We start from the raw sequence: 24473 nt of genomic DNA on the forward strand, positions 1-24473 counted from the left end.
AACCGCGCGATTTATTGCCACGCCCGGCTGGAGACCCCGACGGTGGCTGCGTTATTCTTTAACGATCGGTGCGTACAGTCGCTTCCGCTTACCCCTTTTTCGCAACCCGAACCGAGCGTCGCGATGAGCAAGTCGATCGAGGGTGTGTCCAACTGGATGCACATGTTCCGCTGGATCGTGAAGCTGATCCGAGACGAATATGGGGTCGACGAGGCTCTGCTGACCCGGAATGCGACGCTGGAGACCGACATCCAGCTGTCGATCGACCAGATCGAGCAGGTTCTGGAGTATATCTCCGACAGCTTCGCCATCCGCTTTCCCGAGGGCACGCTGGACGAGCTGGTGAAGCTGGAGGAACTCTGCCTGCTGGCGAGCTGGATCAAGGGCTATTACAAACGCCCCGAATTCATCTCCGACGATTTCGAGGCGCGCTGCCGCAGCATCAACCAGATCGCAGCCTGACCATGACCGACCCGGCCTCCCCCTACCCTCCCGGTTTCGTTTGGGGCGTTTCCACCTCCGCCTACCAGATCGAAGGAGCGGCGGCCGAGGATGGGCGCGGCGCCAGTATCTGGGACGTGCGCTGCCGCACCCGGGGCGGCGTGGTGAACGGCGACACCGGCGACGTCGCCTGCGACCACTACCACCGCATGCCGGAGGACGTGGCGCTGATGAAGGGGCTGGGTGTCGACGCCTACCGCTTCTCGGTCTCCTGGCCCCGGGTGATGCCGCGCGGCAAGGGCGCGGTGAACGAGGCCGGGCTCGACTTCTACGACCGGCTGATCGACCGGCTGCTGGAGGCCGGGATCGAGCCTTGGCTCTGCCTCTACCATTGGGACCTGCCGCAGGCCTTGCAGGATCTGGGCGGCTGGTCGTCGCGTGACTGCGCCGGCTGGTACGCCGACTATGCTGCGCTGTGCGCCCGGCGCTATGGCGACCGGGTGAAGCGCTGGATCACCTTCAACGAATTCTCGGTCTTCACCCTGTTCGGCTATGCGATCCCCTGGGCGGCCCCGGGCATCGTCGACCGGGCGCAGCATCTGCGCGCCATCCACCACGTCAACCTCGCCCATGGCGCCGGGGTCGACGTGCTGCGCGCCCTGGTGCCGGGAGCCTCCATCGGCGCCATCCACAACCGGCAAGTCGTGATCCCGGAAACCGACACGCCGGAGAACCGCGCCGCCGCCGCCTTGCTGGACGAGCATTGGAATCTGGTCTTCTGCGACCCGCAGATCCTGGGCCACTATCCACCGCAGACCGCCGCCGCCATTGAGCCTTACGTGCAGGCTGGCGACATGGCGCGCATCGCACGGCCGGTGGACTGGTTCGGGCTGAACCATTACGGCCCGATCTTCGCCAAGGCGGACCCGACCCGGACCTGGGGCTATGGCTGGGGCGACGCGCCTCCCGATTCGCCGACCCATGGCGTCGGCTGGGCGATCTTCCCCGACGCCTTCCGGGACGAGTTGCTGACCATCCAGCGGCGCTACCGCCTGCCCATCGTGGTGACGGAGAATGGCTGCGGCGGCAGCGACACGGTCGGTCCCGACGGCGCAGTCCACGATCCGCACCGCATCAACTACCTGACCATCTACAATGCCGCGATGCGCGACGCGATGGCCCAGGGCGCCGACGTGCGCGGCTATTTCGTCTGGTCGCTGCTGGACAATTTTGAATGGGGCAGCGGCTATGGCCAGCGCTTCGGCATCGTCCACGTCGATTTCCAGACCCTGGCCCGGACATCGAAGGACTCGGCGCGCTGGTACGCGGAGCTGATCCGGGCGACGAAATCCTAACGCCGCCGCACCTCCGCACAGACACCCTCCGCCCCGGCCGGCGCCTCGACCAGTGCCGCCGTGCCGCGCAGGAGCAGGCTGTGACCGGCGGGAACCGTCAGAGCTTCCCCACCCTCGGGCGTGACCGACAGCGCGCCGTCCAGGGCGTGGACCAGCAGCACGTCGACAGCGGCGGCACGGTGCGCAACGGGACCGGCCAGCAGGGTCAGGGCACCGGCGGCCGATGCGCGGTCCAGCATCAAATTCACGTCGCGGATCGGGCCGGCGGTCGGCTCGCACCACACCGGTGCCTCACCTGGAAAAGCGAAGGCGGGCTCCAGGCGGCGGCGTTCGACCGGCGGCGCTCCGTCGACCGACAGGCGCATGCCGTCGCCTTCCACCACGGCGATCAGCCGGTCATAACCGGGAAAGGCGGAAAAGGGGCCGGGCTCGACCACGTCGGCGATGCTGACGCGCCAGACGAACCGACCACCGGGCAGACCACCGGGCCGGCCATCGGCGGCCGGTTCGACCGCAAGCTCGGTGGTGACGCCGCCGCCATTCTTCCAGGGAACGCGGCGATGGTCGGCGGGGGTCAGGCGCGTGACGGATGGCGGATTCGACGACAAGATCTTGCTCCGGAACGGATAGGCTCCGCCCCGTCATAGCACAGTCGGCGCCTGGCACAACCGACGGCCCGGCTTCACACGAACAGGCTGAAGCTGCCCATCAGTTTCTGGGTGCCGGTCTGCCCGGTTGGGATGGAGTTCATGCTACTGATGGCCTGGTTCAGCCCGTCAAGCGTCGCCTGCTGACCGGTGGTGAGCGTCATGCCGGTATCACCCTTGGCCGGCTGCTTGGCGACGGTGTCGTAATCCTGGCTGTAATTCCCCATGACCAGCTGCATGGCGTAGTTCTTGGGGTCCTTGTCCGACTGGCCCTTGTCGCGGCTGACGCGAAGGGTGTAGTCGCCTTTGTCGACCGTCAGGTTGCCGGCCTGCAGCTGCTTGAAGGCCTTGTAGTCGTCGCCGGCCTTCGGGTCGCTGTCGGCCACCACGCGGCCCAGCCGGTTCATCAGCTGGACATGCACGCCGTCGTCGCCGACCTGGCCCATGGTCATCTCGCCCTTGGTGACGACCTTGAACTTGTAGAAATCGACCTTGTCGTTCGCCGCCAGCGTGCTGGCGACGTTCAGGCGGGTGGTGTTCTTGGCAAGCACGCCGATGTCGGTGGCGCCGCCCGTGGTGTTCAGCGCCGATTTCCTGACCGTCTTGGAATATTCCTTGACGTCACCGACGGCCTGATTGCTCTGCGACTTCTTGATGGCCTCCACCGCGGCGTTGATCGACGCGTTGAGGCCCGAGACCATAGAGTTGACGCTTGAGAGAGCATCATCCGCCATGATTCGTCATCCTTCTCCCGATCCGACCATCACGCCCGACCCACCCGTCCAATCCTGAACGCCGGCGAGTGGTATCCATACAAGAGGCGCGGCCGGCAGAGCCGCCACCCGGACACGTCTGCTCAAAGGGAGTATACGACAACAGCCGGCCGAACATAGGATGGATTCGTGATTTTTTTGGTCGAAAGCTGGGATGCGGAACCTGCACGCCACGGTCGGCGGCCCGATCCACGCTCAGGATCGCACCTTTTCCCCCTTTGTCGTATGCGTCTCGGCCGGGGCGGCGGCGGCCTTGGCGGTCGGGATGGAAGGCTGCGGGACCGACTCGGAGCCCGACTCGCCGATGAACTCGTCGGCAAGGGGACAGTGGGGCGGCTGGGTCGGACCGGTGACGACATCGAAATCGAACATGACAACCTCTCTTGGCGTGTGGTGAGGCCGCCCGGGTCGCCCATGTTCGGATTTTCAGGATGTGCAGCCCGTCAAAGGGCTGGGGTCACAAACACGAAAGCCGCCGCGGGTCGGTCCGGGCGGCTTCGGGAGTGAGCGACAGATGCGCGTTCCTAGGCCGCCGAACGAAACCAGCGGCCAAAATATCGGGAACGTCCGCAGGACGCGATGGAGAGCATCTGTTGCATGACACCGACCATAGCGCGCGGCGGCCGGCCTGCCAACAGGCAAATTGGGCCAAGGGGTGTTTGGGCAGCCGATTGGGTGGCCGATTGCCGATCAGCTCGCCTTCCGCTCTCCCACCGTGTCGGCGACATAGGCGTCGCGCTGGCCCAGCGGCCGGGAGGGGCGGCCGTCGCGATCAGTGGTGTCGCGGGCGGTCTGGTGTTCGATCTCGGCGTTCAGCTCCGCCCCCAGCAGCACGACGTAGGAGGTCAGATTGAACCACAGCAGCAGGACGACGACGGCGCCGACCGACCCGTAGGTCTCGTTGTAGCTGCCGAAGTTCGACACATAGACGGAAAAGGCCAGCGATCCCAGCAGCCACACCACCGTCGCCATCGCCGACCCCCAGGTGACCCAGCGCCATTGCGGCTCCCGCCGGTCGGGGGCGTAGCGGTAGAAGACGGCGAGCGCCAGCATGATCGTCACCGCCAGGATCGGCCAGCGGGCGAGGCTGGCGATCCAGCCGATCGGCGTGTCCTTCAGCCCGATAATGGCGATGGCGGCCGGAACGGCGACGATCAACGCCATGGCAAGGATGACGAACAGCAGCCCGGCCACCGTCAGCCCCATCGACAGCGCCGCCAGCGTGATGAAGCCGCGCGTCTCCTTCTCGCCATAGGCTATGTTCAGCGCCGACACCAGCGAGTTGGTCCCGCGCGAGGCGCTCCACAGGGTCAGCAGCAGGCCGAAGACCAGGCCGAAGCCCAGCCCCTGGGACGGGGCGGTCGCCACCTTGCGCGCCTGGTCGCTGACGATGGTCAGGGCTTCCGGCGGCAGAAGGCTGCCCAGCTGGTTCAGCTGGCTTTCGATCATCGACGGATCGGCGACGAGGCCATAGATCGACACAAGCGCCGCGATGGCCGGGAAGATGGCGAGCAGGGCGTAATAGGCGACCCCGGCGGCCAGCATCGACACATTGTCCTTGCCCTGCTCGTCCCACACCCGCAGCAGGATGTCCTTCCAGCCCTTCCTGGGGATCTCCGACGGGCTGTCCGCCGACCGTCCCCGGCCGTCACCGCCCCGGCTGCCATCCCCACGCCCATCATTGGCGGCGCGCCCGCCACCATGCTGCCGGTTCGTCCGGTTCCGATGCTCGTAATAGTGACGGCGGCTCAGCCCCAGCATCCCCCGCCCTCCTCAGGCCACGGCTTCGCGCAGCGCGCCGACCCGGTGCCGCGCCGTTTCCAGCGCGTGGAACTGGGCGCCGATGGCGACCTGGAGATGGTCGTCCGGCGCATCGCGCAAGGCGTCGCGGAACAGCGCCAGCGTGCCGTCCAGCCCGCCTTCCAGCCGGGCCAGCAGGTCGCCGCGCGCGGCCGGTCCGCCAGCCCCTGCCATCACGCTGCGGGCGCTGGCCTCCGCCAGACCATGCATGGGCGACCAGACGCGCGCACCGTCGCCGGCGGTCTCGATCCAGCCGCCGCCCTCGCGCAGCTCGGCGTCGAGCGCCAGGGCGCTGCGGTCGAGCTGGTCGGCCAGCTCCTGCAGCCGTCCGGACAGCGACGGGTCGGCGATGGTCATGTCGGCCCGGCGGAAGGCCTCGGCCCCATCGCGGCAGGCGCCGGTCAGGTCGGTCAGCAGATGCCGGCTGCGCGGGTCGAGCTGCCGCCCCTGGGGGGCGTAATCATCGAACTCGGTCGCCGGGTCCTGCGTGCGGGCGACCGCCACGGCAAGCCAGAGGGCGCCGACGCCCATCAGCGCCACCGGGATCGGGTTGGCGCGCACGGCGCGGGCGATGCGGCCGGACAGGCCGTCGCCGCCACCCTGGATCACGTCGCGCACCACCTGCACCACGCCGCCGGACATCTGGCCGGGCGACAGGCGGAACTCGATCTCGTCGATCACCGTATCCATGCGGGCGCGGATCGATTGGATCTCGTGCTCGATCTCTTCGGGGCGGCGGCCCTGGGTTGCTGTCGTATTGGGAGGAGCGGCGGACGGAATGGCGTCGGTGTGATGGGTCATGCCGGGCGTCTCCTGTGGGGGCTGCCGGCTTGCAACACCGGGAGACGCCGATTGTTCCGGCTTGGGCGCTCCGGCCAGGCCCCTTCGACCTGGACAGCCGAAGGGCCGGACGGTTTCCCGCCCGGCCCCTCGTCAGAAGCAGCCTGTTCTTCAGGAGCAGCCTGGAGGCCGGGCTCAGGCCAGGGCGGCCAGCGCCACGCCGCTCAGGCCGATGGCGGCGCCCAGCCCGCGCAGGGCCAGAGCCCCCTTGCCGCCGCGGGCGATGCCGCGCAGCGACAGGGCGGCGGCGACGCCGGCGCCATGCAGGAGCGCGGTGGCCAGTGCGAAGCCCAGACCGTAGAGCAGCGGCTGTGCCGCCTCCGGCATCTCGGCGCCATGGGCGTGGCCGTGGAACAGGGCGAAGGCAGCGACCACCGCCAGCGAGACCGGCAGCGCCAGGCGCGATTGCGCGGCGACCAGGGCGCCCAGCGCGATCACCGAGCCGGCGATCCCCAGTTCCACCGCCGGCAGCGCAATGCCGGCCATGCCCAGCAGGCCGCCGCCGATCATGGCGGTGACGAAGGCCGCCGGCAGCGCCCACAGGGCGGCCCCGCCGCGCTGCGCCGCCCACAGCCCGACCGAGACCATCGCCAGCAGATGGTCCCAGCCGCCGACCGGATGCAGGAAGCCGTGGGCGAAGCCGGCGTCATGGGCGCCGAAGGTGTGGGCGTCGGCAACCGCAGGCAGCACCAGCCCGGCCAGCAGGACGGCCGAGGCGAGAGGGAAACGTTTCATGGATCAGCATCCTCTGATGTCGTGCGCGCCATCGGATTGTGCCGCCCTGGCTTTCCCGCCCGACGCAGGGGAGACCGGACGGCAGTGGCGCGGTTGGGCGAAAGTGTAGCAGAAAGCGCCAGCCCGGCCATGGCCGAGAGGGGGGTCCCACCCCGCCGGATCTACGTATTTTGACGCAGGTCAATGAGTTGGCCCCCCGATCCGTCAGGATGCAGACCGACGATGCGCCAGGAATCCCCGATGTCCGCCACCATGCTTCCCGGAGAGGGTTCGGTGTCCGTCCGGCTGTGGCTGGACGGCGGCAGGGATGGCATGGCCGTTCAACGGGCCGAGGTCGCCACCCGCCGGCCGCGCGCCGTCGCCGCCCTGGTCGGCCGCAAGGCGGAGGAGGCGGTGCGGCTGGCGCCGCTGCTGTTCAGCCTGTGCGGCAGCGCCCAGGGTCTGGCCGTCGCGCGCGCCTGCGAGATGGCGCTGGGGATCGACGCCACCTGCCACGAGACCGCCCGCGCCCTGCTGACCGATGCGGAGTCGCTGGACAGCCATGGCTGGCAGGCCATGGTCGAATGGCCGGCGCATCTGGGCGCCCCTCCGCGGCCAAGCGCCCTGCGCGACCTGCGGGCGGCGGTGTCCGCGATCCTGCCGGCGCTCTATCCCGGCAAGGACGGGCTGCGTCCGGGCGGCGGCGCGCTGCGCCCCGACATCCTGGTTCTGCGCGACGCGCTGGCCCGGATGGCCGGCTGGCTCGACGCGGCCGTCTTCGCCGGGCCGCCGCCGCAGGATGCCGACGACCTCGCCCGCTGGGCCATGGGCAGCGGCACCGACGCGGCCCGGCTGGCCGCCCGGCTGATGTCGCCCGATCTGGCCGGCTGGGGAGGCTGCGGCGTGCCTCTGCTCGGCGAACGGTCACCGGACTGGTTCGCGGCGGCACTGGCCGGCGATCCGGCCTTCGCCACCGCCCCCCATCGCGATGGGGCCGCGGCCCTGACCGGTCCGCTGGAGCGGCAGGCCGACCACCCGCTGGTCGTCTCGGTGACGGAACGCTTCGGCGATGGGCTGGTGCGGCTGTTCGCGGCGCGTCTCGCCGATCTGGCCGAGCTGCCGCGGCGGATGGAGGCAGCCATCGCGGCTCTTCGGCCGGCCGACCCGGTCGCCGCCGGCTCGACAGGTCCGGGCGAAGGCTGCGGCGTGGCGGAGACGGCGCGCGGGCGGCTGGCCCACTGGCTGCGGCTGGATGGGGAGGACCGGCTGGCCGACGCCCGCATGGTGGCGCCGACCGACTGGAACTTCGCCGCCGGCGGCCCGCTGGCGCGCGGTCTGGCAGGCGCCGAGGTGCGCGGCCGCGACGATGCGGTGAAGCGGGCGCGGCTGCTGGTCGCGATGCTGGATCCCTGCATCGCTTGCGGCATGGACGTACAGGAATGACGATGGCTTGCCGAAGCTCGCGGGCAAGTCGATGATGCGCGGGCGTCCGGCGAATTGACGAGTGGGAGAGCGCGTGATGTGTACGGTTTGCGGTTGCGGCGAAGGCGAGACGCGGATCGACGGCAAGGCCGCCGATGGCGGGCATGACCACGCCGACCATGAGCACATCGGTCCCGACGGCAAGGTCTATCGCCATCGCCACGGCGAGGCGCACCACCATGCCCATCATCACCATGACGACACCCACGAGCATGTCGCCCCCGACGGCACGGTGTTCCGCCACAGCCACAACGACCATGGGCACCATGAGCACGATCATGGCCATGGGCACGACCACGGCCATACCCATCACGCCCATACCCACGACCATCACCGCCCCGACCGTCCGGACGCCATCGACGGCGGCGCCGCGCTGAACCAGCCGCGGCTGGTCACCATCGAGCGCGACATCCTGGCGAAGAATGACGGGCTGGCCGCCGTCAACCGCCGCCGCTTCGCCGAGCGCGGCGTGTTCGTGCTGAACCTGATGTCCAGTCCCGGCTCGGGCAAGACCACCCTGCTGACCCGCAGCCTGACCGACCTGAAGGGCCGCTTCCCGGTCGCGGTGATCGAGGGCGACCAGCAGACCAGTTTCGACGCCGACCGCATCCGCGCCACCGGCACCCCGGCGGTCCAGGTCAACACCGGCAAGGGCTGCCATCTCGACGCCTCCATGGTGGCGCAGGCCGCCGACAAGCTGGCGGCCGAGGGCAGGTTCGGCGCGGACGGCGTACTGTTCGTCGAGAATGTCGGCAATCTGGTCTGCCCCGCCGGCTTCGACCTCGGCGAGACCCACCGCGTCGTCGTGCTGTCGGTGACGGAGGGCGAGGACAAGCCGCTGAAATACCCGGATATGTTCGTCCGCGCCGACCTGCTGGTCGTCAACAAGATCGACCTGCTGCCCCACCTGACCTTCGATGTGGAGCGGATGATCGGCTACGCCCAGCGCCTGAACCCGTCGCTGGCGGTGATCCAGCTGTCGGCCACCACCGGCCAGGGGCTGGAGGAGTGGTACGACTGGATCGCCGACGGTCTGGCCGAGGCCCGCGCCTCCCACGCCGCTTCCGCTGCCATCTGACCGGAGGCCCCCGCCATGTGCCTTGCCGTCCCTGCCCTGGTCACCGCCCTGCTGCCCGACGATCGCGCCACCGTCAGCCTGGGCGGCGTCACCTCCACCTGTTCGCTGGAGCTGGTGGAGGATGTTGCCGTCGGCGATTACGTGATCGTCCATGTCGGCTACGCCCTGTCCCGCCTGGATGCCGAGGAGGCCGAGCGAACGCTCGCTCTGTTGGCCGAGGTCGCCGAAGCCGAAGCCGCGGCCTGACCCCCCTCCCCCTCACCCTCACACACCCGCCGACCACCCGGACTCCCGCCATGACCGACCGCCGCCTCTTCACCCGCAAGCTCGACATCGCCCGCGGGGCGGTGGACATGACCCACGGGTCGGGGGGCAAGGCGATGGCGCAGCTGGTGCGCGAGCTGTTCGCCGCCGCCTTCGCCAACCCCTGGCTCGACCAGGGCAACGACCAGGCCGCCTTCGACGTGCCGGGCGGGCGCATGGTGATGACGACCGACGGCTTCGTCGTGTCGCCGCTGTTCTTCCCCGGCGGCGACATCGGCTCGCTGGCCGTCCACGGCACGGTCAACGACGTCGCCATGGCCGGGGCGGTGCCGCTGCACCTGACCGCCGGCTTCATCATCGAGGAGGGCTTCCCGCTCGCCGACCTGAAGAGGGTGGTCGACAGCATGGCCGCCGCGGCGCGCGAGGCCGGGGTCGCCATCGTGTCGGGCGACACCAAGGTGGTGGAGCGCGGCAAGGGCGACGGGGTCTTCATCACCACCACCGGCATCGGCATGGTGCCGCCCGGCGTTGCCCCCTCCGGCGACCGGGCGCGGCCGGGCGACGCCATCCTGGTCAGCGGCACCATGGGCGACCATGGCGTCGCCATCATGTCGACCCGCGACAATCTGGGATTCGAAACGGCGATCCTGTCCGACAGCGCCGCGCTGAACGGGCTGGTGGCGGCGATGGTGGCGGCGGTGCCCGATGTCCATGTGCTGCGCGACCCCACCCGCGGCGGGCTGGCGACGACGCTGAACGAGATCGCCCACCAGTCCGGCGTCGGCATGCGGCTGCGCGAATCCGACATCCCGGTGCGGGCGCAGGTGACGGCGGCCTGCGAATTGCTGGGCCTCGACCCGCTTTACGCCGCCAACGAGGGTAAGCTGATCGCGATCTGCGCCGGGGAGGAGTGCGACCGCCTGCTCTCCGTCATGCGCGACCACCCGCTGGGACGGGATGCCGCCTGCATCGGCCGTGTGGTGGACGACCCCCACCGTTTCGTTCAGATGGAGACCCGCTTCGGCGGCCGCCGGATCGTGGATTGGCTGACCGGAGAACAGCTTCCCCGGATCTGCTAAGCTATCTGCCGACCCGTACCGGCGGGCTAACCCGCTGTTTCCAAAGAAGGGGTCCCATTGGCGGGACCCCTTTCGCGCGCTGGCCGTTGCCTCTCTCGGATGGTCCTATGCTCTGACCAGAGACGATCAGCGACGAGAGAATACGATGGCGTTGTCCAACATCGCTCTTTTGGGCGCTCCCCGTCTGGACCCCGGCCGGATGGCCGGAACCCGGTCGGCGATGCAGGCGATGGACCGGCTCCCCGGTTGCCCGCCCCTGCACAGGCACCGCGTCAAACGCGCCTTCGACATCGTCGGCTCGCTGGCGCTGCTTGCCGTTTTCGGGCCGTTGATGCTCGTCCTGGCCTGGATGGTGGCGCGCGACGGCGGACCGGCGGTGTTCGGCCACCGGCGCGTCGGCGCCGACGGCCGCCCCTTCACCTGCCTGAAGTTCCGCTCGATGGTGGTCAATTCCGCCGAGGTGCTGGAACGGCTGCTCGCCACCGACGAGGAGGCGCGGGCCGAATGGCTGGCGACGCGCAAGCTGCGCAACGACCCGCGCATCACCCCGGTCGGCCGTTTCCTGCGCAAGTCGAGCCTGGACGAGCTGCCGCAGCTGATCAACGTGCTGCGCGGCGACATGAGCCTTGTGGGCCCCCGTCCGATCATCGACGACGAGGTGTCCTACTACCACGCCTGTTTCCCCTTCTATACCCGCTGCCGCCCCGGCCTGACCGGGCTGTGGCAGGTCAGCGGCCGCAGCGACGTCGATTACGTGCGCCGCGTCCAGCTCGACACCGCCTATGTCGTCGGCTGGAGCTTTTGGGCCGACATCGGCATCATGCTGCGCACCGTCCGCGTCGTGGTGAAGGGCAGCGGCGCCTACTAGCGCCCCCCACGGCCCCCTCCGAAAGTGCTCATCCCTTCACGCCGGTCGCGCGTCCCATCGGGGCGCGCGACATCGCTGTTTGCGCTTCCTATGTCAGGAGTCCGCCCCATCGCGCGGTCCACCATATCCACCGCAGGCATGACCCTCTTGCCGAAATCGGGGTGGACTTTGAGAATGGGCGAACGACGTGCTAGGGTCGGGCAACCGGCGAAACCCTGGTATAAGTGAACGATGCGTGTAAGACCGCCGGCCGGATCGGCCAGTCAAGAGGGTCCAAGGATGGCGAAGCTGCTGGCTGCCTTGCTGCTGATGATGGTGGCGATCGGGCCCGCCTGCGCCGTGGCGCCGACCAGCCGTGCCGACACCGTCGCGGCGCTCGACCGCTACCGCACCGATTTCGCCAAGATCCGTGGCTATGGCTCGCTGTCCACCGCCGACCGCAATTACGTCCTCTTCTCCGACGCCATGCGCCGCGTCCTGACGGAGCATGTGAAGCCCTTCGACCCGCAGGTGCTGGTCGACAAGGCCGAAGACGGCATGAAGAAGAAGAAGGCGGAGAACCCCAAGGCCAGCGACCGCATGCTGACCGAGGCCGCGCTGGACAGCATGCTGGGCTCGCTCGACCCCTATTCCAGCTTCCTCGACGCCGAGCGCTACCGCTATCTGCGCGAACAGACCCAGGGCGAGTTCGGCGGTCTGGGCATCGAGGTGACGATGGACGAGGAAAGCGGCCTGATCAAGGTCGTCTCCCCCATCGACGGCTCGCCCGCCGCCCGTGCCGGCCTGCGCAGCGGCGACCTGATCGCCCGCATCGACGACGTGGCGGTGAAGGGGCTGAACCTGCACGACGCCGTCGCCCGCATGCGCGGCCCCGTCGGCAGCTCCGTCGCCCTGTCGATCCGCCGCCCGCCGGCGACCGAGCCCAACACCCGCGTCTCGCTGACCCGTGCCATCGTCAAAATCCAGCCGGTGCGCTACCGGCTGGAGGGCAATGTCGCCTATGTCCGCATCGCCACCTTCAACCAGTCGACCTCCTCGGCGCTGGACGCGGCGATCGAGGACATGCGCCGGCAGGCGAAGGGCCGGCTGACCGGCGCCGTCATCGACCTGCGCAACAACCCCGGCGGCCTGCTGGAGCAGGCGGTGCAGGTGGCCGACCGCTTCCTGGAGACGGTGGACATCGTCTCCGTCCGCGGCCGCGATCCGGAGGAATCCCGCACCTATCGCGGCACCGCCGGCGACCTGATGGCCGGGCTGCCGGTGGTGGTGCTCATCAACAGCGGTTCGGCTTCCGCGTCGGAGATCGTCGCCGGCGCCTTGCAGGACCATCACCGGGCGCTGCTGTTCGGCTCCCGCTCCTACGGCAAGGGATCGGTGCAGACGATCTCCTCCCTCAGCGTCGACACCGGCATCCGGCTGACCACCGCCCGCTACTACCGCCCGTCGGGGGCGCTGGTGGACTGCTTCGGCGTCTCGCCGAACCTGGAGGTCAAGCCGACCCACGGCAGCACCGAGGAAACCCACCCCGATCCGGCCACCTGCGACCCCAACGCCCCGGTCCCGCCGAAGCCGCAGGTTTGGCTGGCGCAGGACATGTGCCCCGACGTGATGGACAAGGCCCCCAAGCCCGATGACGACCGCCCGCTGGAATGCGCCGTCTCCGCCATCCGCAACCGCCTGACCGGCACACTGGCCGGGGGAGAGTGAATTTCCCTCTCCCGGGGCGGGAGAGGGCGTTTTCCTACTCCACGAACCCCGCACCCACCACCCGCGTCTCCACCGTCCAGCCGGTGCCATGCGCCGCGATGGCGGCGATGGCGCCGGGCAGCACCCGGCAGTCGAACAGGCTCCAGTCCGCCGTCACGCCGACATCGCCGCGCAAATCCTCGCCGATCTCCAGCAGGGCCGGTGGTGCGCCCGGCGTCACCTCCACCGCGAACCGGTCGAGCGGCATCGACAGCCCGACGCCGGCCGCCTTGATGAAGGCCTCCTTCCGCGTCCAGGCCAGCAGGAAGCCCTCGTCCCGCTGTTCCGGTTCCAGCGCCTGCAAAGCAGCGCGCTCGGTGGCGTGGAAGAAGCGGTCGGCAATGCCGTCGGCGCTCTCGATCGGGCGCAGCCCTTCGATGTCGACGCCGATCCGCCCCTCCGCCGCCACGGCGATGGCGAGGCTGTCCTCGCTGTCGCTGAGGTTGAAGGCCGGGCCGCCGGGCAGCGCCGGCTTGCCGTGCGTGCCGTAATCGAAGACCAGCCCCGCCGGGTCGCGGCCGGTGCAGCGCCCCAACAGCAGGCGCAGCAGCCCGCGGCGAAGGATGAAGCGGTCGGTCAGCCGCTCCATCAGGAAGCGGTCGGCACGCTCCCGCTCGTCGGCGGACAGCAGGGCCCGCATCGCCGCCTTGTGCGCGGACAGCCGGGTGAGATCGGCGAACCAGACGCGGATGATTCCCGGCGCCAGGACATAGTCGCCGGCAAGCCCAGGATCCGGCATTTCGATGGTCCCGTCATGCATCGGACAGCGATCCTCCCTCCTAAATTAGCGTCCTGGCTCCGGCAGGGGTTTCGGGTATCATGCGCGCCTCTCGCATCCGCCCCTGCATCCGGACCAGGATCCCATGGTTGACACCGCCCTGCTCGCCCCGCACCTGACCAACGTTCTTCGCGACGCCTTCATCCCGGAGCTGCCCAATCATTACCGCGGCAAGGTGCGTGAAAACTACGACCTTCCGGATGGTCGGCGGATCCTGATCACAACCGACCGTCTGTCGGCCTTTGACCGCGCCCTGACCGCCATCCCCTTCAAGGGGCAGGTGCTGACCCAGACCGCCCGCTTCTGGTTCGAGGCGACGAAGGACATCTGCGCGAACCACGTGCTGGAATATCCGGATCCCAACGTGGTGGTGGCGAAGCGGCTGACCATCATGCCGGTCGAGGTCGTGGTCCGCGATTATATGGCAGGCACCACCGGCACCTCGATCTGGTCGATGTACAAGCAGGGCCGGCGCGAGATGTACGGCCACATCTTCCCGGACGGGCTGCGCCAGAACCAGAAGCTCGGCACCCCGATCATCACGCCGACCACCAAGGCCTTCGATGCCGGCCACGACGAGGAACTGACCGCGACCGAGATCGTCGAGCGCAACCTGCTGACCCGCGCCCAGTGGGACGAGGTGTCGGACAAGGCGCTGGCCCTGTTCGCCCGCGGCCAGAAGATTGCGGCGGAGCGCGGCCTGATCCTGGTCGACACCAAGTACGAGTTCGGCTTCGACGAGGACGGCAACATCCTGCTGGCGGACGAGATCCACACCCCGGACAGCTCGCGCTACTGGTTCGCCGCCAGCTATCAGGAGCGGTTCGAGGCCGGCGAGAAGCCGGAAAGCTTCGACAAGGACTTCGTCCGCAACTGGGTGGTCGCCCGCTGCGATCCCTACACCCAGGACATTCCGGAGATCCCCGGCGACGTCGTTCTGGAAGCCGCCCGCGTCTATATCGAAGCCGGCGAGACCATCACCGGCCAGCCGTTCGAGGTGCCGGCGACCGCCGTCCCGGTGCTGGACCGCATCCGCGCCAATCTGGCGCCCTACTTCACCAAGTAAGACGGGGAGGGCTCCATGCGTGTCGCCATTCTCGACGACTACCAGGGGGTCGCCCGCGACCTCGCCGACTGGTCGCAGCTTCCGGCGGGAAGCAGCCTGACGGTCTTCGAGCAACCGCTCGGGGACGAGCAGGCGGTGGCGGCGGCGCTGGAGCCCTTCGACGTGCTGGTCATCATGCGGGAACGCACACCGTTCCCCGCCTCCCTGATCGACCGGCTGCCGAACCTTAAGCTGCTGGTCACCACCGGCGCCCGCAACAACGCCATCGACCTGAAGGCCTGTGCCGCCCGCGGCATCCCGGTCAGCGGCACCCGCATGGTCGGCGCCCCCACGGCCGAATTGACCTGGGGCCTGATCCTGGCGCTGGCCAAGCGCATCCCGACCGAGGAGCGGGCCCTGCGCGAGGGCCGCTGGCAGACCGGCCTGACCGGCGATCTCGGCGGCAAGAGGCTGGGTCTGGTCGGCCTGGGCAAGCTCGGCAGCAAGGTCGCCAGGGTCGGTCAGGCCTTCGGGATGGATGTGGTGGCCTGGAGCCCCAATCTGACCGACGAACGCGCCGCGGAAGCGGGCGTGACCCGCGTGGAGAAGCGCGAGCTGTTCGCGACCTCCGACGTGGTCAGCGTCCATCTGGTGCTGAGCGACCGCACCCGCGGCGTCGTGGGCGCGGAGGAGATCGGCGCCATGAAGCCGACCGCGCTCTTCGTCAACACCTCGCGCGCCGGGCTGGTGGACGAGGCGGCGCTGGTCCAAGCGCTGCGCCACGGCCATATCGGCGGCGCCGGCATCGACGTCTTCCCGATCGAGCCTCTGCCGAAAGACAGCCTCTGGCTCGACCTTCCCAACACCGTGCTGACGCCCCATCTGGGCTATGTGACGCGGGAGAATTACGCGGTGTTCTACCGCGACGCCCTGGAGGACATCCTGGCCTGGACGGCCGGCTCACCGGTGCGGCTGCTCTCTCCCGCCTGAACGGCAACAGGGATGGAGGGTGCGGGTGAGCCGAAGCGAAGGGGGCGGGAGCAGCGGTGGAAACGGTTTTGGCAAAAGTGGCTTCTGGGCGAGGCTGAGCCGGCATCAGCTGGGCATGCTGGTCGGCCTTTCGGTCATCGCCGGCCTGCTGTTCGGCTTCGTCGAACTGGCCGGCGAGGTGATGGAGGGTGAGACCACCGCCTTCGACAAGCGCATCCTGCTGGCGCTGCGCGACCCGCTGAACCCCGACCAGCCCGGCGGCCCCTGGTGGCTGGCCCGGGTGGCGCGCGACATCACCTCGCTCGGCAGCACCACCATCCTCGCCCTGCTGACCGTCGCCACGCTGGGCTTCCTGCTGCTTCTGCACAAGCGGGCGGCCGCCCTGCTGGTTCTGGTGTCGGTCGGCGGCGGCGGGACGCTCAGCACGGTGCTGAAGATGCTGTTCGACCGCGCCCGCCCCGATCTGGTGCCCCATGGCGACGAGGTGATCTCCGCCAGCTTTCCCAGCGGCCACGCCATGCAGTCGGCGGTGGTCTACCTGACGCTGGGCGCCCTGCTGACCCAGTTCGTCGAGGGCCGGCGGACCAAGGCCTATCTGCTGACCTGGGCGATGCTGCTGACGCTGGTGATCGGGTCGAGCCGCGTCTATCTCGGCGTCCACTGGCCGACCGACGTGCTGGCGGGCTGGAGCGTCGGCGCCGCCTGGGCGGCCTTCTGCTGGATGATCGCCGAGTGGCTGCAACGCCGCGGCGCCGTGGAGCAGGACCGGCCGGAAGCGAGCGCCGGGCGTTGATGCCGGCGCTGATCCGGGTGCATCGCACAAAAGGTTAACAAGCGGGTTGAATAAGGACGCTTACCAACCGATAGTGTCGGCGCTAACCCATTCGGATCAGGCCGTACCATGCCCCAGGGCACACTCGACCGCGAAACCCTTGAAGCCGTCGGCGTCCTCGCCCGTGCGGTGGAGCGCGAACGGGTGCCCGGCGTCCTGGAATGCCGCCTGCTGGCCAACGCCCTGAAGCGGACGCTGGACAGCGGGCGGGAGAATGAACTGAACGAGGCCTCGCGCGTGTTCCGCACGCTGGATGTGGATTTGCGCGAACGCATCGTCGCCCGCGCCCGGGTTGAGGCGCAGCAGGCCCGCGCCCAGGCGAAGGCGGCGGATATGGCGGGGAGCGACGCCGACCGCGATGTGGTGACGCAGGAAATCCCGGCGCTGCCGGCCCGGCTGGTCAACGAACCGAAGGGCCGCGCCGGCACCAATTTCCTGGCCGCCCTGAACGGCCTGCGCCCGGCGGCCACCGCCGGCAGCCGGGGCGCCGCCCGCGACCGCCTGCGCGCCGCCGTCGATTCGCAGCGGCGGGTCGGCCGGCGGGTGGAACCGACGCTGGAGTGACGGGCTGTCTCCTGCGGCGGGAGTCTCCGCTCACCCCGCCGCCAGTGCCGCCGCGCGCTCGGCGTCCTTGCCCCGGCGGGCCTTGCGCTTCAGCCACCACATCAGCGTGCCGGTGACGGCGAACAGCGGCGGCGAAATCCCGGACAGGAAGACCGCCCATTTCCACAGCGGTCCCAGACCCTCGCCGGCATGCAGCGGGCGCTGCCACGCCATCACCGTCTCGCCGGCACTGTAACCGGCCGGATCGCGAACCTCGGCGACCTGCGCGGTCCAGGGATCGACGAACACCGTCGCGGCGGGTGCGCCATGCGCCCGTCCAACCGGGGCCAGACCGATCCGGTAGGCCTGATCCGGCCGGATCGGCAGCGAGACGGAGCGCAGATCAGCCCTCGGAATCGCCTCGCGCGCCAAAGCGACCGCGCGGTCGACGTCGATGGGGGCCGCTCCCTTCACCGGCTGCACCGTCACGGCGGCGCGCAGGTCGCGGGCCGGCAGGACCGACGACACCCCCGCCCCCAGCGTCTGCGGAAAGGCGAGATAGACGCCGGAAAAGCTGACGATCAGGAAGACCGGCAGCGACCAGATGCCGACCGCGCCATGCAGATCGCGGTGCAGGCGAAGGCCACGGGCGCCGGCCTTGACGGTGAAGGCGGCCTTCCAGCGGCCCGGCCGGGGCCACCACAGGACAAGGCCGCTGACGCCCAGCACCAGCATCGCCACGCCAAGCCAGCCGACCAGTTCGCGGCCGCTGCGGTCGCGGATCAGCAGATTGCCGTGCAGCAGGTGCACCGTGCGCAGGAAGCCGCCGGAGGCCTGGGCCGGATCGGCGCCCCCACCAGCGCCAGCGACACCGGGTCGATGGCCAGCATGCCGACCGGCCCCTGCTGCGGCGCTTGCGGCGCACCCGGTTGCGCCCCTTGCAGCCGTTCCCCTCCGCGCTCGCGCGCGGTGACCAGACGGACGGTCGCAGGATGGCCGGGCTCGTCCGGCAGGACCAGAAAGCCCGGCTGCGTCCCAGCCGGTGCGGCGGCGCGGGCGGCAGCCAGGATGGCGGAGACCGGCTGCATCGGCCCGTCGGCAATGGCCGGCGCATCGCCGGTCAGGCCACGCAACTCCTCGTCCACCACCAGGATCGATCCGGTGATGCCGAGGACGACCAGCGGAAGGCAGAGGATCAGCCCGACCCACAGATGGACGGTCTGAAGCGTACGGTACCACGGGCGCTGGCTGCGCGGCTTGCTGGCGTTGGCCATGGGCGGGCTCTGACGGGACAGGCGGCTGGACGGATCAGCGGATGAAGAACTGGACCGGAACCACCAGCTCGATGCGGTCCTTCGCCATCTCCTCCGGCGGGGCCGGCAGGGGGGAGGCGCGGCGCACCATCTCCACCGTCTCCTCATCCAGCGCGCTGACGCCGGAACTGCGGTCGAGCTGGACCGACAGCACATTCCCCTCGCGATCGATGACGAAGCGGACCTGGGCGACACCCTCCTGCCGGCGGGCCTGGGCGGCGCGCGGGTAACGCTTGTGCCGTTCCAGATGGCTCAGCAGCCGGCCCTGCCATGTCGGCACCGCCCGGCTGGGCGCAGGTGCCGCGGCGGCAGGAGCGGGCGCCGGAGCGGGCGGGGCCGCCACCGGAGCCTGCTGCACCGGCTGGGCCACCACCGGGCGCGGCGGTTTCGGTTTCTCCGGCTTCGGCTTCGGCGCTTCCTTCTTCACCTCGGGCTTGGGCTTCGGCGGTTCGGGCGGAGGCTTGGGCAGCACGACCTCCGGCTCGACCACGGGAGGCGGCTCCGGCGGCGGGGGCGGTTCCTCCACGACCGGTTCGGGCTCGGGTGGCGGCGGTTCGATCACCGGCTCCGGCATCGGTTCCGGCAAGGGAATGTCGATGGCCGGCGGCGGTTCAGGCGGGGTGACCGGCAGCGGGGCGAGTTCCAGCAGCACGGCCGGCGGTTCAGCCTCCGATCGCGTGACCGGCACATGCCAGGCGACCATCGCGACACCGGCCGCGGCATGGACGCCCAGCGCCAGCATCAGGGCGCCACCCCAGCGGAATGCCCCGCGCGCCGGCCGTTCGTCGTCCCCGGCCGACCAGTCGACAATGCCGTGGTCGAAGGCGGCGCTCATGGGGCGGGCGCCGTTTCCAGCCCGACGAGGCCGATCTTCAGGTAACCGGCGGCGCGCAGGCTGTTCATCACCTCGGTCAGCGCACCGTAATCCACCGTCTTGTCGGCGCGCAGGAAGACGCGCTGGGTCTTGTCGCCATGGGTGGCGGCGTCCAGTGCCGTGCCCAGAGCCTCCCTGGTCGTCGTGGTCTCGCCCAGCGACAGCGTCTTGTCGGCCTGGATGGTCAGGAACAGCGGTTTGTCCGGCCGTGGCGTCGGCGTCGCTGTGGAGGCCGGCAGGTCGACCGGAACGTCAACCGTCGCCAGCGGGGCCGCGACCATGAAGATGATCAGCAGGACGAGGACGACGTCGATGAAGGGCGTGACGTTGATCTCATGGGTTTCGGTCAGATCATCGTCGTTGCCGGAGCCGAGGCGCGCACCCATCGCCGTCACTCCGCCGCACGGGAATTGCCGTGGCCCTGAACACCATGGCTCTGGACACCATGGCCCGGCACGGCATGGCCCTGCACCGCATGAGGCCGCGGCAGGGCGTGGCGGTCGATGTCGCGGCTCAGCAGGCGCAGCACGGCGGCCGACGCGTCGGTCAACTGCGCCTTGTGCCCGCCGATGGCGCGGCTGCACGCATTGTAGACCACCACCGCCGGGATGGCGGCGACCAGGCCGATGGCGGTCGCCAGCAGCGCCTCGGCGATGCCCGGCGCCACGACGGCGAGGTTGGTGGTCTGCGCCTTGGAGATGCCGATGAAGCTGGTCATGATGCCCCACACCGTCCCGAACAGGCCGATGAAGGGACCGGTCGAGCCGATGGTGGCGAGGATGCCGGTGCCGCGCGCCATGCGCCGGCCGGCCGCCGCCTCGATCCGCTCCAGCCGCGAGGCCGCACGGTCCATCAGCCCGTCGCGCGACGGCGCGTCGGCCGACAGATGGGTCTCCGCCACCACCGCGCGGATCAGCATCCCCGCCGTGCCCTGGCTGAAACCGACCCGCTCCGCCGCCTGCGACAGCGAGCGGGAGTCCTCCAGCATCGCCAGCGCCGCCCGCGCCTTGCGCTTGGCGGACGACAGCTCCACCGTCTTGGCGATGGCGATGGTCCAGGTGACGACCGAGGCGAGCGCCAGACCGACCATCACCGCCTGCACCACGGGGCTGGCCGTCATGAACATGCCCCAGGGCGACAGGTCGTGCGGCAGGGAGGCGAGCGCCGCCGCAGCGTCCGGCACGCCCTGCGCCGCCCCTTGCGCCACCCCCGGCCCCGCTACCGGCCCCACCGACGGCCCCACCGACGGCATGGCGGCGGCCGGCGCGGCGGCCTCCTGCGCCCGGACGGCGCCGGCCATCAGCATCCCGGCGCCGGCGAACATGGCGGCCAGGACAGGACGGTGGCGATACGATGTCGGCATGGCGGTCCAACTCCCCCTCGGCGCGTGCCCGGCACGCGCGATGCAAAAACCCGATGGCACTCCGGAGCAATGCCCCGGAGCAGATACCCCACCGCGGTTATAATGCGAATGAGTCGCACTCGCACTGAAAATCGACCGCACCCAGCGGCGAGTCATTCGTTTTTTGTGGGAATTCGGCGCTGCTCGGCCGCGATTTTGTTGGCCGCACGAACTGTAAAGGACGCGGGAATGGCAGCAGCAACCAAGTGCGAATAAGTCTCAATACCACCAACTCCCCCCGGCTGTCGCGAAGAATCTCGGCGTTGCGCAACCTTCCGGCTTCCGCAGCGGTTGAACCGGCGGTCAAGACAACGCCAAGGAGAGGGCCGATGACCACGGTTTCGGTGGTGGAGGAAAAGGGCAGCTTCCGACTGGTGGCCTGCGATGGCCGTTTCGCGGTGGTCGAGGCACGCGCTGGACAGGTGTTCGGCATGCCGGACGACGTCGGCGGTGGCCGCGAGGGTGCGACGGACACCCCCGACGGCATCGCGTCCGTCGCCCACTGGACCGGCGAGGAGGAGGCCCGCGCCCTGATGCGTGATCTGTCCGGGCAGGGCGACCAACTGGCCCGCCGCATCTGGTGATCCGGCGGAGTCCCGGCCGCGTACCGCTCGGGGGAAACGGTGCGGAGCACACGCCATGGATGGTACGGAGGCCGGCTCGAACGGCGTTACCTGGATCACCGGGGCCGGCAGCGGCATCGGCCGGGCGCTGGCGATCCATCTCGCCACGGGCGGGGCTTCGGTCGCGCTGTCCTCCCGAACGGTCGAGGATCTGACGGCCGCCGTTCAACTGGTGCCCGACCGCATGCGGATGTTCCCGCTGGACGTGACGGACCGCAAGGCGACCGCCGCCACTGTCGAAGCGATAGAAAGCCGGCTGGGACCAATCGACCGGGCGGTGCTGAACGCCGGCACCCACATCCCGATGTCGCTGGAGGATTTCTCCGCCGACACCGCCCGCCGGCTGCTGGAGGTCAATTACATGGGCGTCGTCCATGGGCTGGAGGCGCTGCTGCCGCGCATGCGGGCGCGGGGACGCGGGCAGGTGGCGGTGGTCGCCTCGGTCGCCGGATACCGCGGCCTGCCGACGGCGGCGGCCTATGGCCCGACCAAGGCGGCGCTGATCAACCTGTGCGAATCGCTGAAGCCCGACTGCGATCGTGCCGGGATCAAGCTGCAACTGGTCTGCCCCGGCTTCGTCGACACGCCGCTGACCGCCCGCAACCGCTTTTCCATGCCGGACCTGATGGCGGTGGAGGACGCGGCCCGCGAACTGGCCGAGGGGCTTGACGGCGACCGCTTCGAGATCAGCTTCCCCCGGCGCTTCACCCGCAAGCTGAAGCTGGCGCGCTGCCTGCCCTATCGGCTTTATTTCCCCCTGGTGCGCAAGGCGACGGGAACATGACGGACGATCCGCGGAACGCCGGGCTGGAGGCCTGGGCCCAATTCTTCGAGACGCTCAGCCATGACAGGCTGGACCGGCTGCCGGCGCTGACGGTGCCGGAAGTGCGCTTCCGCGACCCCTTCAACGACGCCCATGGCCGCGACGCGGTGCGCGCGGTGCTGGTCCACACGCTGGACGGCTGCCGCGACCTGCGCTTCACCGTCACCCACCGGCTGTTCGCCGCCGATCTGGCGATCCTGCGCTGGCGCTTCGAGGCAACGGTGACCGGCATCGGCCGCCTGGACGTGATCGGCACCAGCGAGGTGCGGCAGGCCGCCGACGGTCGGGTGGCCGAACACATCGACCATTGGGATTCCGGCGAGCACGTCTATCTGCGCCTGCCGCTGCTGGGCGCGCCCTTGCGCCTCATTCGGCGGCGGCTGGGCGCCTTTCCGCCGGATTGACGGCCTCCGGCAGCGCCAGCCGGCCTTCGGGCAGGAAGAACAGGCTGACCGTGCCGATCCACAGCCCCCAGCGATAGACATTGGCCCGGTTGATCAGCGCATCGCCGGGTTGCAGCCACATCCAGTCGTCGAACCGCACGCGCCAGCGGTCGCCACCGACCTTCAGCGCCATCTCGTAGGTCCAGTTCAGCGCATTGCCGACCGACCGACCGGACGCCGTGCCGATCACATCGTCGGCCCGCCCCTCATAGAGGCCGTCGCCGGTCCTGGCGATGCGCCAGACCCGGCGGTCGGTCTCGCCGTCGGCATAGACGAAGCGTTCGTCCAGCATCAGCTCCCGGCCGTCCCACCGGCCGTCGATTTCGACGGTGAAGCTGCGGCGCAGCGTGCCGAACCGGTCCTCGAACACCCCCCAGGCATGGGTGCGCCCGGCGAAATACTCCTCGATCCGCAACTCGGGCGTCCGGCCGGCGAAATCCTCAATCTTCATCTCAGGCGCCCTCCGCTCACGGCTTGCGGAAACGCCAGAGCCCGACATCGATGGTCCCGGCGCGGAAGCCTGCCTCGCAATAGGCGAGGTAATAATCCCACAGCCGGCGGAACCGCTCGTCGAAGCCCTGTGCCGCCACCTGCGGCGCGGCCTCCAGAAAGCGACGCCGCCACTCGGCGCAGGTCCGGGCATAGGAAGCGCCGAAGGTCTCGACATGGTCGACCACCAGCCCGGCGCGCTCCGCCTCGGCGCGCAGGACCGACGGGCAGGGCAGCAGACCGCCGGGGAATATGTGGCGCTGGATGAAATCGCAATTGCGGCGGTAGGCCGGGAATCGGGCGTCGTCGATGGTGATCGCCTGGACCACCGCCGCCCCGCCGGGCAGCAGCCGGTCGCGCAGGGTGGCGAAGTAGCGCGGCCAATGCTCCTCCCCCACCGCCTCGATCATCTCGATCGAGACGATGCGGTCGAAGCTGCCGCCCACATCGCGATAGTCCATCAGCCGCAGATCGGCCTGTGCGGCCAGCCCGGCGCCGTCCATGCGGTCGCGGGCGAAGGCCAGCTGCTCGGCCGACAGGGTCAGCCCGACGACCGAGGCGCCGCGGCGGCCAGCCAGATGCTCCGCCATGCCGCCCCAGCCGCAGCCGATCTCCAGCACCCGATGGCCGGGCCGAAGATCCAGCAGGTCGGCGACGCGGGCGATCTTGACCTCCTGCGCGTCCTCCAGACTCTGGTCCTCGCGCTCGTACAGTGCGGAGGAATAGGTCATGCCGGGGTCGAGCCACAGCCGGTAGAAGCCGTTGCCCAGATCATAATGGAAAGCGATGTTGCGGCGGCTGCCGCGGCGGGAGTTGGCACGGCTGCGGTGGAACAGCCGGTTGACCAGCCCGGCCAGCAGGCTGCCGTCCAGACCGCTGCCCAGCTCCGCCTCGTTGCGGATCGCCAGCTCGATCAGCGCCGGCAGGTCGCCGGTGCGCCACAGCCCGTCGCCATAGGCCTCCGCCATGCCGATATCGCCGCCCAACAGCAGCCGGCGTGCCGCGACATCGTCGAGCAGCGTCAGGTCGGCGCGCGGGCCTTGCGCCGGATCGCCGACGCACATGGTCCGGCCGTCGGGCAGGCGCAGGGTCAGCTCGCCACGGCCGATGCGGCCGGCCATCCTCGTCAGGGCTGCGGTCCACAGGTCGCGTCCGGTCACAAGCCGCAGCCACCGGGGCTGACGTCGAAGCGCGCTTGCAGCGATGTCGGTCATGGGCGGAAAGCCTTCTC

The 24473-nt window shown here is 69.8% G+C and carries 29 protein-coding genes; 15 read left to right on the forward strand and 14 right to left on the reverse strand.

All coding sequences use genetic code 11. The annotated features are described in order from the left end of the window. Positions 1 to 123: 123 nt before the first annotated feature. A complete protein-coding gene (locus E6C72_RS27495; protein WP_109085949.1) occupies positions 124 to 462 on the forward strand; it encodes an acyl carrier protein in 339 nt (112 codons plus the stop codon). 2 nt (positions 463 to 464) lie between these two features. Further along, on the forward strand, positions 465 to 1796 hold the full coding sequence (locus E6C72_RS27500; RefSeq protein ID WP_109085948.1) for a GH1 family beta-glucosidase: 1332 nt from the start codon (positions 465 to 467) through the stop codon (positions 1794 to 1796). On the opposite strand, the gene E6C72_RS27505 is transcribed toward E6C72_RS27500, so the two are convergent. From E6C72_RS27505 to E6C72_RS27530, 6 genes are all read right to left on the reverse strand, one after another. Further along, positions 1793 to 2404: a HutD family protein gene (locus E6C72_RS27505; protein WP_109085947.1), complete on the reverse strand. Its 612-nt coding sequence runs from the start codon at positions 2402 to 2404 to the stop codon at positions 1793 to 1795. The two genes, E6C72_RS27500 and E6C72_RS27505, sit on opposite strands and share 4 nt — an antisense overlap. Positions 2405 to 2478: 74 nt before the next feature. After that, positions 2479 to 3177 carry a hypothetical protein gene (locus tag E6C72_RS27510; protein WP_109085946.1) on the reverse strand — a complete coding sequence of 233 codons (699 nt, stop codon included), beginning with the start codon at positions 3175 to 3177 and terminating at the stop codon, positions 2479 to 2481. Positions 3178 to 3411: 234 nt separating this feature from the next. Further along, positions 3412 to 3588 (reverse strand): hypothetical protein, encoded by a 177-nt coding sequence (locus E6C72_RS31895; RefSeq protein ID WP_158280167.1) that lies wholly within the window; start codon positions 3586 to 3588, stop codon positions 3412 to 3414. Between the two features lie 318 nt (positions 3589 to 3906). Then, positions 3907 to 4977, reverse strand: a complete 1071-nt coding sequence (locus tag E6C72_RS27520; protein WP_109085945.1) for a YihY/virulence factor BrkB family protein — start codon at positions 4975 to 4977, stop codon at positions 3907 to 3909. A 12-nt stretch (positions 4978 to 4989) separates the two neighbouring features. Then, positions 4990 to 5817 carry a DUF3618 domain-containing protein gene (locus tag E6C72_RS27525; RefSeq protein WP_109085944.1) on the reverse strand — a complete coding sequence of 276 codons (828 nt, stop codon included), beginning with the start codon at positions 5815 to 5817 and terminating at the stop codon, positions 4990 to 4992. 174 nt (positions 5818 to 5991) lie between these two features. Beyond that, positions 5992 to 6591 (reverse strand): HupE/UreJ family protein, encoded by a 600-nt coding sequence (locus E6C72_RS27530; RefSeq protein ID WP_109085943.1) that lies wholly within the window; start codon positions 6589 to 6591, stop codon positions 5992 to 5994. 240 nt (positions 6592 to 6831) lie between these two features. Between E6C72_RS27530 and E6C72_RS27535 the strand changes: the two genes are divergently transcribed. The 6 genes from E6C72_RS27535 (at position 6832) to E6C72_RS27560 (ending at position 13048) form a co-directional block, all read left to right on the forward strand. Then, positions 6832 to 8013: a nickel-dependent hydrogenase large subunit gene (locus E6C72_RS27535; protein ID WP_247875720.1), complete on the forward strand. Its 1182-nt coding sequence runs from the start codon at positions 6832 to 6834 to the stop codon at positions 8011 to 8013. Positions 8014 to 8089: 76 nt separating this feature from the next. Next, the gene (hypB, locus tag E6C72_RS27540) at positions 8090 to 9130 is read left to right on the forward strand and encodes a hydrogenase nickel incorporation protein HypB (RefSeq protein ID WP_109085941.1); all 1041 of its coding nucleotides are present in this window, start codon (positions 8090 to 8092) and stop codon (positions 9128 to 9130) included. A gap of 15 nt (positions 9131 to 9145) precedes the next feature. Further along, entirely contained in the window at positions 9146 to 9376 is a 231-nt protein-coding gene (locus E6C72_RS27545; RefSeq protein ID WP_014189579.1) for a HypC/HybG/HupF family hydrogenase formation chaperone, read from the forward strand. Positions 9377 to 9426: 50 nt separating this feature from the next. Beyond that, positions 9427 to 10473, forward strand: a complete 1047-nt coding sequence (gene hypE / locus E6C72_RS27550) for a hydrogenase expression/formation protein HypE (protein WP_109085940.1) — start codon at positions 9427 to 9429, stop codon at positions 10471 to 10473. A 145-nt stretch (positions 10474 to 10618) separates the two neighbouring features. Next, entirely contained in the window at positions 10619 to 11341 is a 723-nt protein-coding gene (locus E6C72_RS27555) for a sugar transferase (protein WP_247875719.1), read from the forward strand. Positions 11342 to 11620: 279 nt separating this feature from the next. Further along, on the forward strand, positions 11621 to 13048 hold the full coding sequence (locus E6C72_RS27560; RefSeq protein ID WP_109085938.1) for a S41 family peptidase: 1428 nt from the start codon (positions 11621 to 11623) through the stop codon (positions 13046 to 13048). A gap of 34 nt (positions 13049 to 13082) precedes the next feature. On the opposite strand, the gene E6C72_RS27565 is transcribed toward E6C72_RS27560, so the two are convergent. Next, positions 13083 to 13847, reverse strand: a complete 765-nt coding sequence (locus E6C72_RS27565) for a 4'-phosphopantetheinyl transferase superfamily protein (protein WP_109085937.1) — start codon at positions 13845 to 13847, stop codon at positions 13083 to 13085. 103 nt (positions 13848 to 13950) lie between these two features. On the opposite strand from E6C72_RS27565, the gene E6C72_RS27570 reads away from it, so the two are divergent. The 4 genes from E6C72_RS27570 (at position 13951) to E6C72_RS27585 (ending at position 17296) form a co-directional block, all read left to right on the forward strand. After that, entirely contained in the window at positions 13951 to 14931 is a 981-nt protein-coding gene (locus tag E6C72_RS27570; protein WP_109085936.1) for a phosphoribosylaminoimidazolesuccinocarboxamide synthase, read from the forward strand. 15 nt (positions 14932 to 14946) lie between these two features. Beyond that, positions 14947 to 15900, forward strand: a complete 954-nt coding sequence (locus E6C72_RS27575; RefSeq protein WP_109085935.1) for a D-2-hydroxyacid dehydrogenase family protein — start codon at positions 14947 to 14949, stop codon at positions 15898 to 15900. 115 nt (positions 15901 to 16015) lie between these two features. Further along, entirely contained in the window at positions 16016 to 16693 is a 678-nt protein-coding gene (locus E6C72_RS27580; RefSeq protein ID WP_247875718.1) for a phosphatase PAP2 family protein, read from the forward strand. Positions 16694 to 16801: 108 nt separating this feature from the next. Next, a complete protein-coding gene (locus E6C72_RS27585) occupies positions 16802 to 17296 on the forward strand; it encodes a hypothetical protein (protein ID WP_109085933.1) in 495 nt (164 codons plus the stop codon). A gap of 30 nt (positions 17297 to 17326) precedes the next feature. On the opposite strand, the gene E6C72_RS32570 is transcribed toward E6C72_RS27585, so the two are convergent. The 5 genes from E6C72_RS32570 to exbB are packed head-to-tail and all read right to left on the reverse strand — an operon-like array spanning position 17327 to position 20825. Next, the gene (locus E6C72_RS32570) at positions 17327 to 18085 is read right to left on the reverse strand and encodes a PepSY domain-containing protein (protein ID WP_158280166.1); all 759 of its coding nucleotides are present in this window, start codon (positions 18083 to 18085) and stop codon (positions 17327 to 17329) included. Then, on the reverse strand, positions 18058 to 18549 hold the full coding sequence (locus tag E6C72_RS32575) for a PepSY-associated TM helix domain-containing protein (RefSeq protein ID WP_158280165.1): 492 nt from the start codon (positions 18547 to 18549) through the stop codon (positions 18058 to 18060). The genes E6C72_RS32570 and E6C72_RS32575 overlap by 28 nt, the downstream gene beginning before the upstream one ends. Positions 18550 to 18583: 34 nt before the next feature. Further along, positions 18584 to 19423 (reverse strand): energy transducer TonB, encoded by an 840-nt coding sequence (locus tag E6C72_RS27595; RefSeq protein ID WP_109085931.1) that lies wholly within the window; start codon positions 19421 to 19423, stop codon positions 18584 to 18586. After that, positions 19420 to 19848 carry a TonB system transport protein ExbD gene (gene exbD / locus E6C72_RS27600; protein ID WP_109085930.1) on the reverse strand — a complete coding sequence of 143 codons (429 nt, stop codon included), beginning with the start codon at positions 19846 to 19848 and terminating at the stop codon, positions 19420 to 19422. The genes E6C72_RS27595 and exbD overlap by 4 nt, the downstream gene beginning before the upstream one ends. Before the next feature lie 5 nt (positions 19849 to 19853). Further along, positions 19854 to 20825 (reverse strand): tonB-system energizer ExbB, encoded by a 972-nt coding sequence (exbB, locus tag E6C72_RS27605; protein ID WP_247875717.1) that lies wholly within the window; start codon positions 20823 to 20825, stop codon positions 19854 to 19856. 368 nt (positions 20826 to 21193) lie between these two features. Between exbB and E6C72_RS27610 the strand changes: the two genes are divergently transcribed. Genes E6C72_RS27610 through E6C72_RS27620 form a run of 3 tightly spaced genes read left to right on the forward strand, consistent with a single transcriptional unit; the run spans position 21194 to position 22714 of the window. Then, positions 21194 to 21448, forward strand: a complete 255-nt coding sequence (locus E6C72_RS27610) for a hypothetical protein (protein ID WP_109085929.1) — start codon at positions 21194 to 21196, stop codon at positions 21446 to 21448. A 55-nt stretch (positions 21449 to 21503) separates the two neighbouring features. After that, entirely contained in the window at positions 21504 to 22271 is a 768-nt protein-coding gene (locus E6C72_RS27615) for an SDR family NAD(P)-dependent oxidoreductase (protein WP_109085928.1), read from the forward strand. Next, the gene (locus E6C72_RS27620; protein WP_109085927.1) at positions 22268 to 22714 is read left to right on the forward strand and encodes a nuclear transport factor 2 family protein; all 447 of its coding nucleotides are present in this window, start codon (positions 22268 to 22270) and stop codon (positions 22712 to 22714) included. The genes E6C72_RS27615 and E6C72_RS27620 overlap by 4 nt, the downstream gene beginning before the upstream one ends. Here the strand turns inward: E6C72_RS27620 and E6C72_RS27625 are convergent. Further along, positions 22677 to 23204 (reverse strand): DUF3833 domain-containing protein, encoded by a 528-nt coding sequence (locus tag E6C72_RS27625; RefSeq protein WP_109085926.1) that lies wholly within the window; start codon positions 23202 to 23204, stop codon positions 22677 to 22679. The genes E6C72_RS27620 and E6C72_RS27625 overlap by 38 nt on opposite strands. A gap of 16 nt (positions 23205 to 23220) precedes the next feature. Further along, positions 23221 to 24456, reverse strand: coding sequence for a cyclopropane-fatty-acyl-phospholipid synthase family protein (locus tag E6C72_RS27630; protein WP_109085925.1), 1236 nt, complete (start codon positions 24454 to 24456; stop codon positions 23221 to 23223). Positions 24457 to 24473 lie beyond the last annotated feature (17 nt).

Source organism: Azospirillum sp. TSH100, assembly GCF_004923295.1.
GTDB lineage: Bacteria > Pseudomonadota > Alphaproteobacteria > Azospirillales > Azospirillaceae > Azospirillum.

Coding starts and splice junctions, on each gene's coding strand:
- E6C72_RS27495 (WP_109085949.1), top strand. CDS start 124: ATGAGCAAGTCGATCGAGGGTGTGTCCAACTGGATGCACATGTTCCGC.
- E6C72_RS27500 (WP_109085948.1), top strand. CDS start 465: ATGACCGACCCGGCCTCCCCCTACCCTCCCGGTTTCGTTTGGGGCGTT.
- E6C72_RS27510 (WP_109085946.1), bottom strand. CDS start 3,177: ATGGCGGATGATGCTCTCTCAAGCGTCAACTCTATGGTCTCGGGCCTC.
- E6C72_RS31895 (WP_158280167.1), bottom strand. CDS start 3,588: ATGTTCGATTTCGATGTCGTCACCGGTCCGACCCAGCCGCCCCACTGT.
- E6C72_RS27520 (WP_109085945.1), bottom strand. CDS start 4,977: ATGCTGGGGCTGAGCCGCCGTCACTATTACGAGCATCGGAACCGGACG.
- E6C72_RS27525 (WP_109085944.1), bottom strand. CDS start 5,817: ATGACCCATCACACCGACGCCATTCCGTCCGCCGCTCCTCCCAATACG.
- E6C72_RS27530 (WP_109085943.1), bottom strand. CDS start 6,591: ATGAAACGTTTCCCTCTCGCCTCGGCCGTCCTGCTGGCCGGGCTGGTG.
- E6C72_RS27535 (WP_247875720.1), top strand. CDS start 6,832: ATGTCCGCCACCATGCTTCCCGGAGAGGGTTCGGTGTCCGTCCGGCTG.
- hypB (WP_109085941.1), top strand. CDS start 8,090: ATGTGTACGGTTTGCGGTTGCGGCGAAGGCGAGACGCGGATCGACGGC.
- E6C72_RS27545 (WP_014189579.1), top strand. CDS start 9,146: ATGTGCCTTGCCGTCCCTGCCCTGGTCACCGCCCTGCTGCCCGACGAT.
- hypE (WP_109085940.1), top strand. CDS start 9,427: ATGACCGACCGCCGCCTCTTCACCCGCAAGCTCGACATCGCCCGCGGG.
- E6C72_RS27555 (WP_247875719.1), top strand. CDS start 10,619: ATGGCGTTGTCCAACATCGCTCTTTTGGGCGCTCCCCGTCTGGACCCC.
- E6C72_RS27560 (WP_109085938.1), top strand. CDS start 11,621: ATGGCGAAGCTGCTGGCTGCCTTGCTGCTGATGATGGTGGCGATCGGG.
- E6C72_RS27565 (WP_109085937.1), bottom strand. CDS start 13,847: ATGCATGACGGGACCATCGAAATGCCGGATCCTGGGCTTGCCGGCGAC.
- E6C72_RS27570 (WP_109085936.1), top strand. CDS start 13,951: ATGGTTGACACCGCCCTGCTCGCCCCGCACCTGACCAACGTTCTTCGC.
- E6C72_RS27575 (WP_109085935.1), top strand. CDS start 14,947: ATGCGTGTCGCCATTCTCGACGACTACCAGGGGGTCGCCCGCGACCTC.
- E6C72_RS27580 (WP_247875718.1), top strand. CDS start 16,016: ATGCTGGTCGGCCTTTCGGTCATCGCCGGCCTGCTGTTCGGCTTCGTC.
- E6C72_RS27585 (WP_109085933.1), top strand. CDS start 16,802: ATGCCCCAGGGCACACTCGACCGCGAAACCCTTGAAGCCGTCGGCGTC.
- E6C72_RS32575 (WP_158280165.1), bottom strand. CDS start 18,549: ATGGCCAACGCCAGCAAGCCGCGCAGCCAGCGCCCGTGGTACCGTACG.
- E6C72_RS27595 (WP_109085931.1), bottom strand. CDS start 19,423: ATGAGCGCCGCCTTCGACCACGGCATTGTCGACTGGTCGGCCGGGGAC.
- exbD (WP_109085930.1), bottom strand. CDS start 19,848: ATGGGTGCGCGCCTCGGCTCCGGCAACGACGATGATCTGACCGAAACC.
- exbB (WP_247875717.1), bottom strand. CDS start 20,825: ATGCCGACATCGTATCGCCACCGTCCTGTCCTGGCCGCCATGTTCGCC.
- E6C72_RS27610 (WP_109085929.1), top strand. CDS start 21,194: ATGACCACGGTTTCGGTGGTGGAGGAAAAGGGCAGCTTCCGACTGGTG.
- E6C72_RS27615 (WP_109085928.1), top strand. CDS start 21,504: ATGGATGGTACGGAGGCCGGCTCGAACGGCGTTACCTGGATCACCGGG.
- E6C72_RS27620 (WP_109085927.1), top strand. CDS start 22,268: ATGACGGACGATCCGCGGAACGCCGGGCTGGAGGCCTGGGCCCAATTC.
- E6C72_RS27625 (WP_109085926.1), bottom strand. CDS start 23,204: ATGAAGATTGAGGATTTCGCCGGCCGGACGCCCGAGTTGCGGATCGAG.
- E6C72_RS27630 (WP_109085925.1), bottom strand. CDS start 24,456: ATGACCGACATCGCTGCAAGCGCGCTTCGACGTCAGCCCCGGTGGCTG.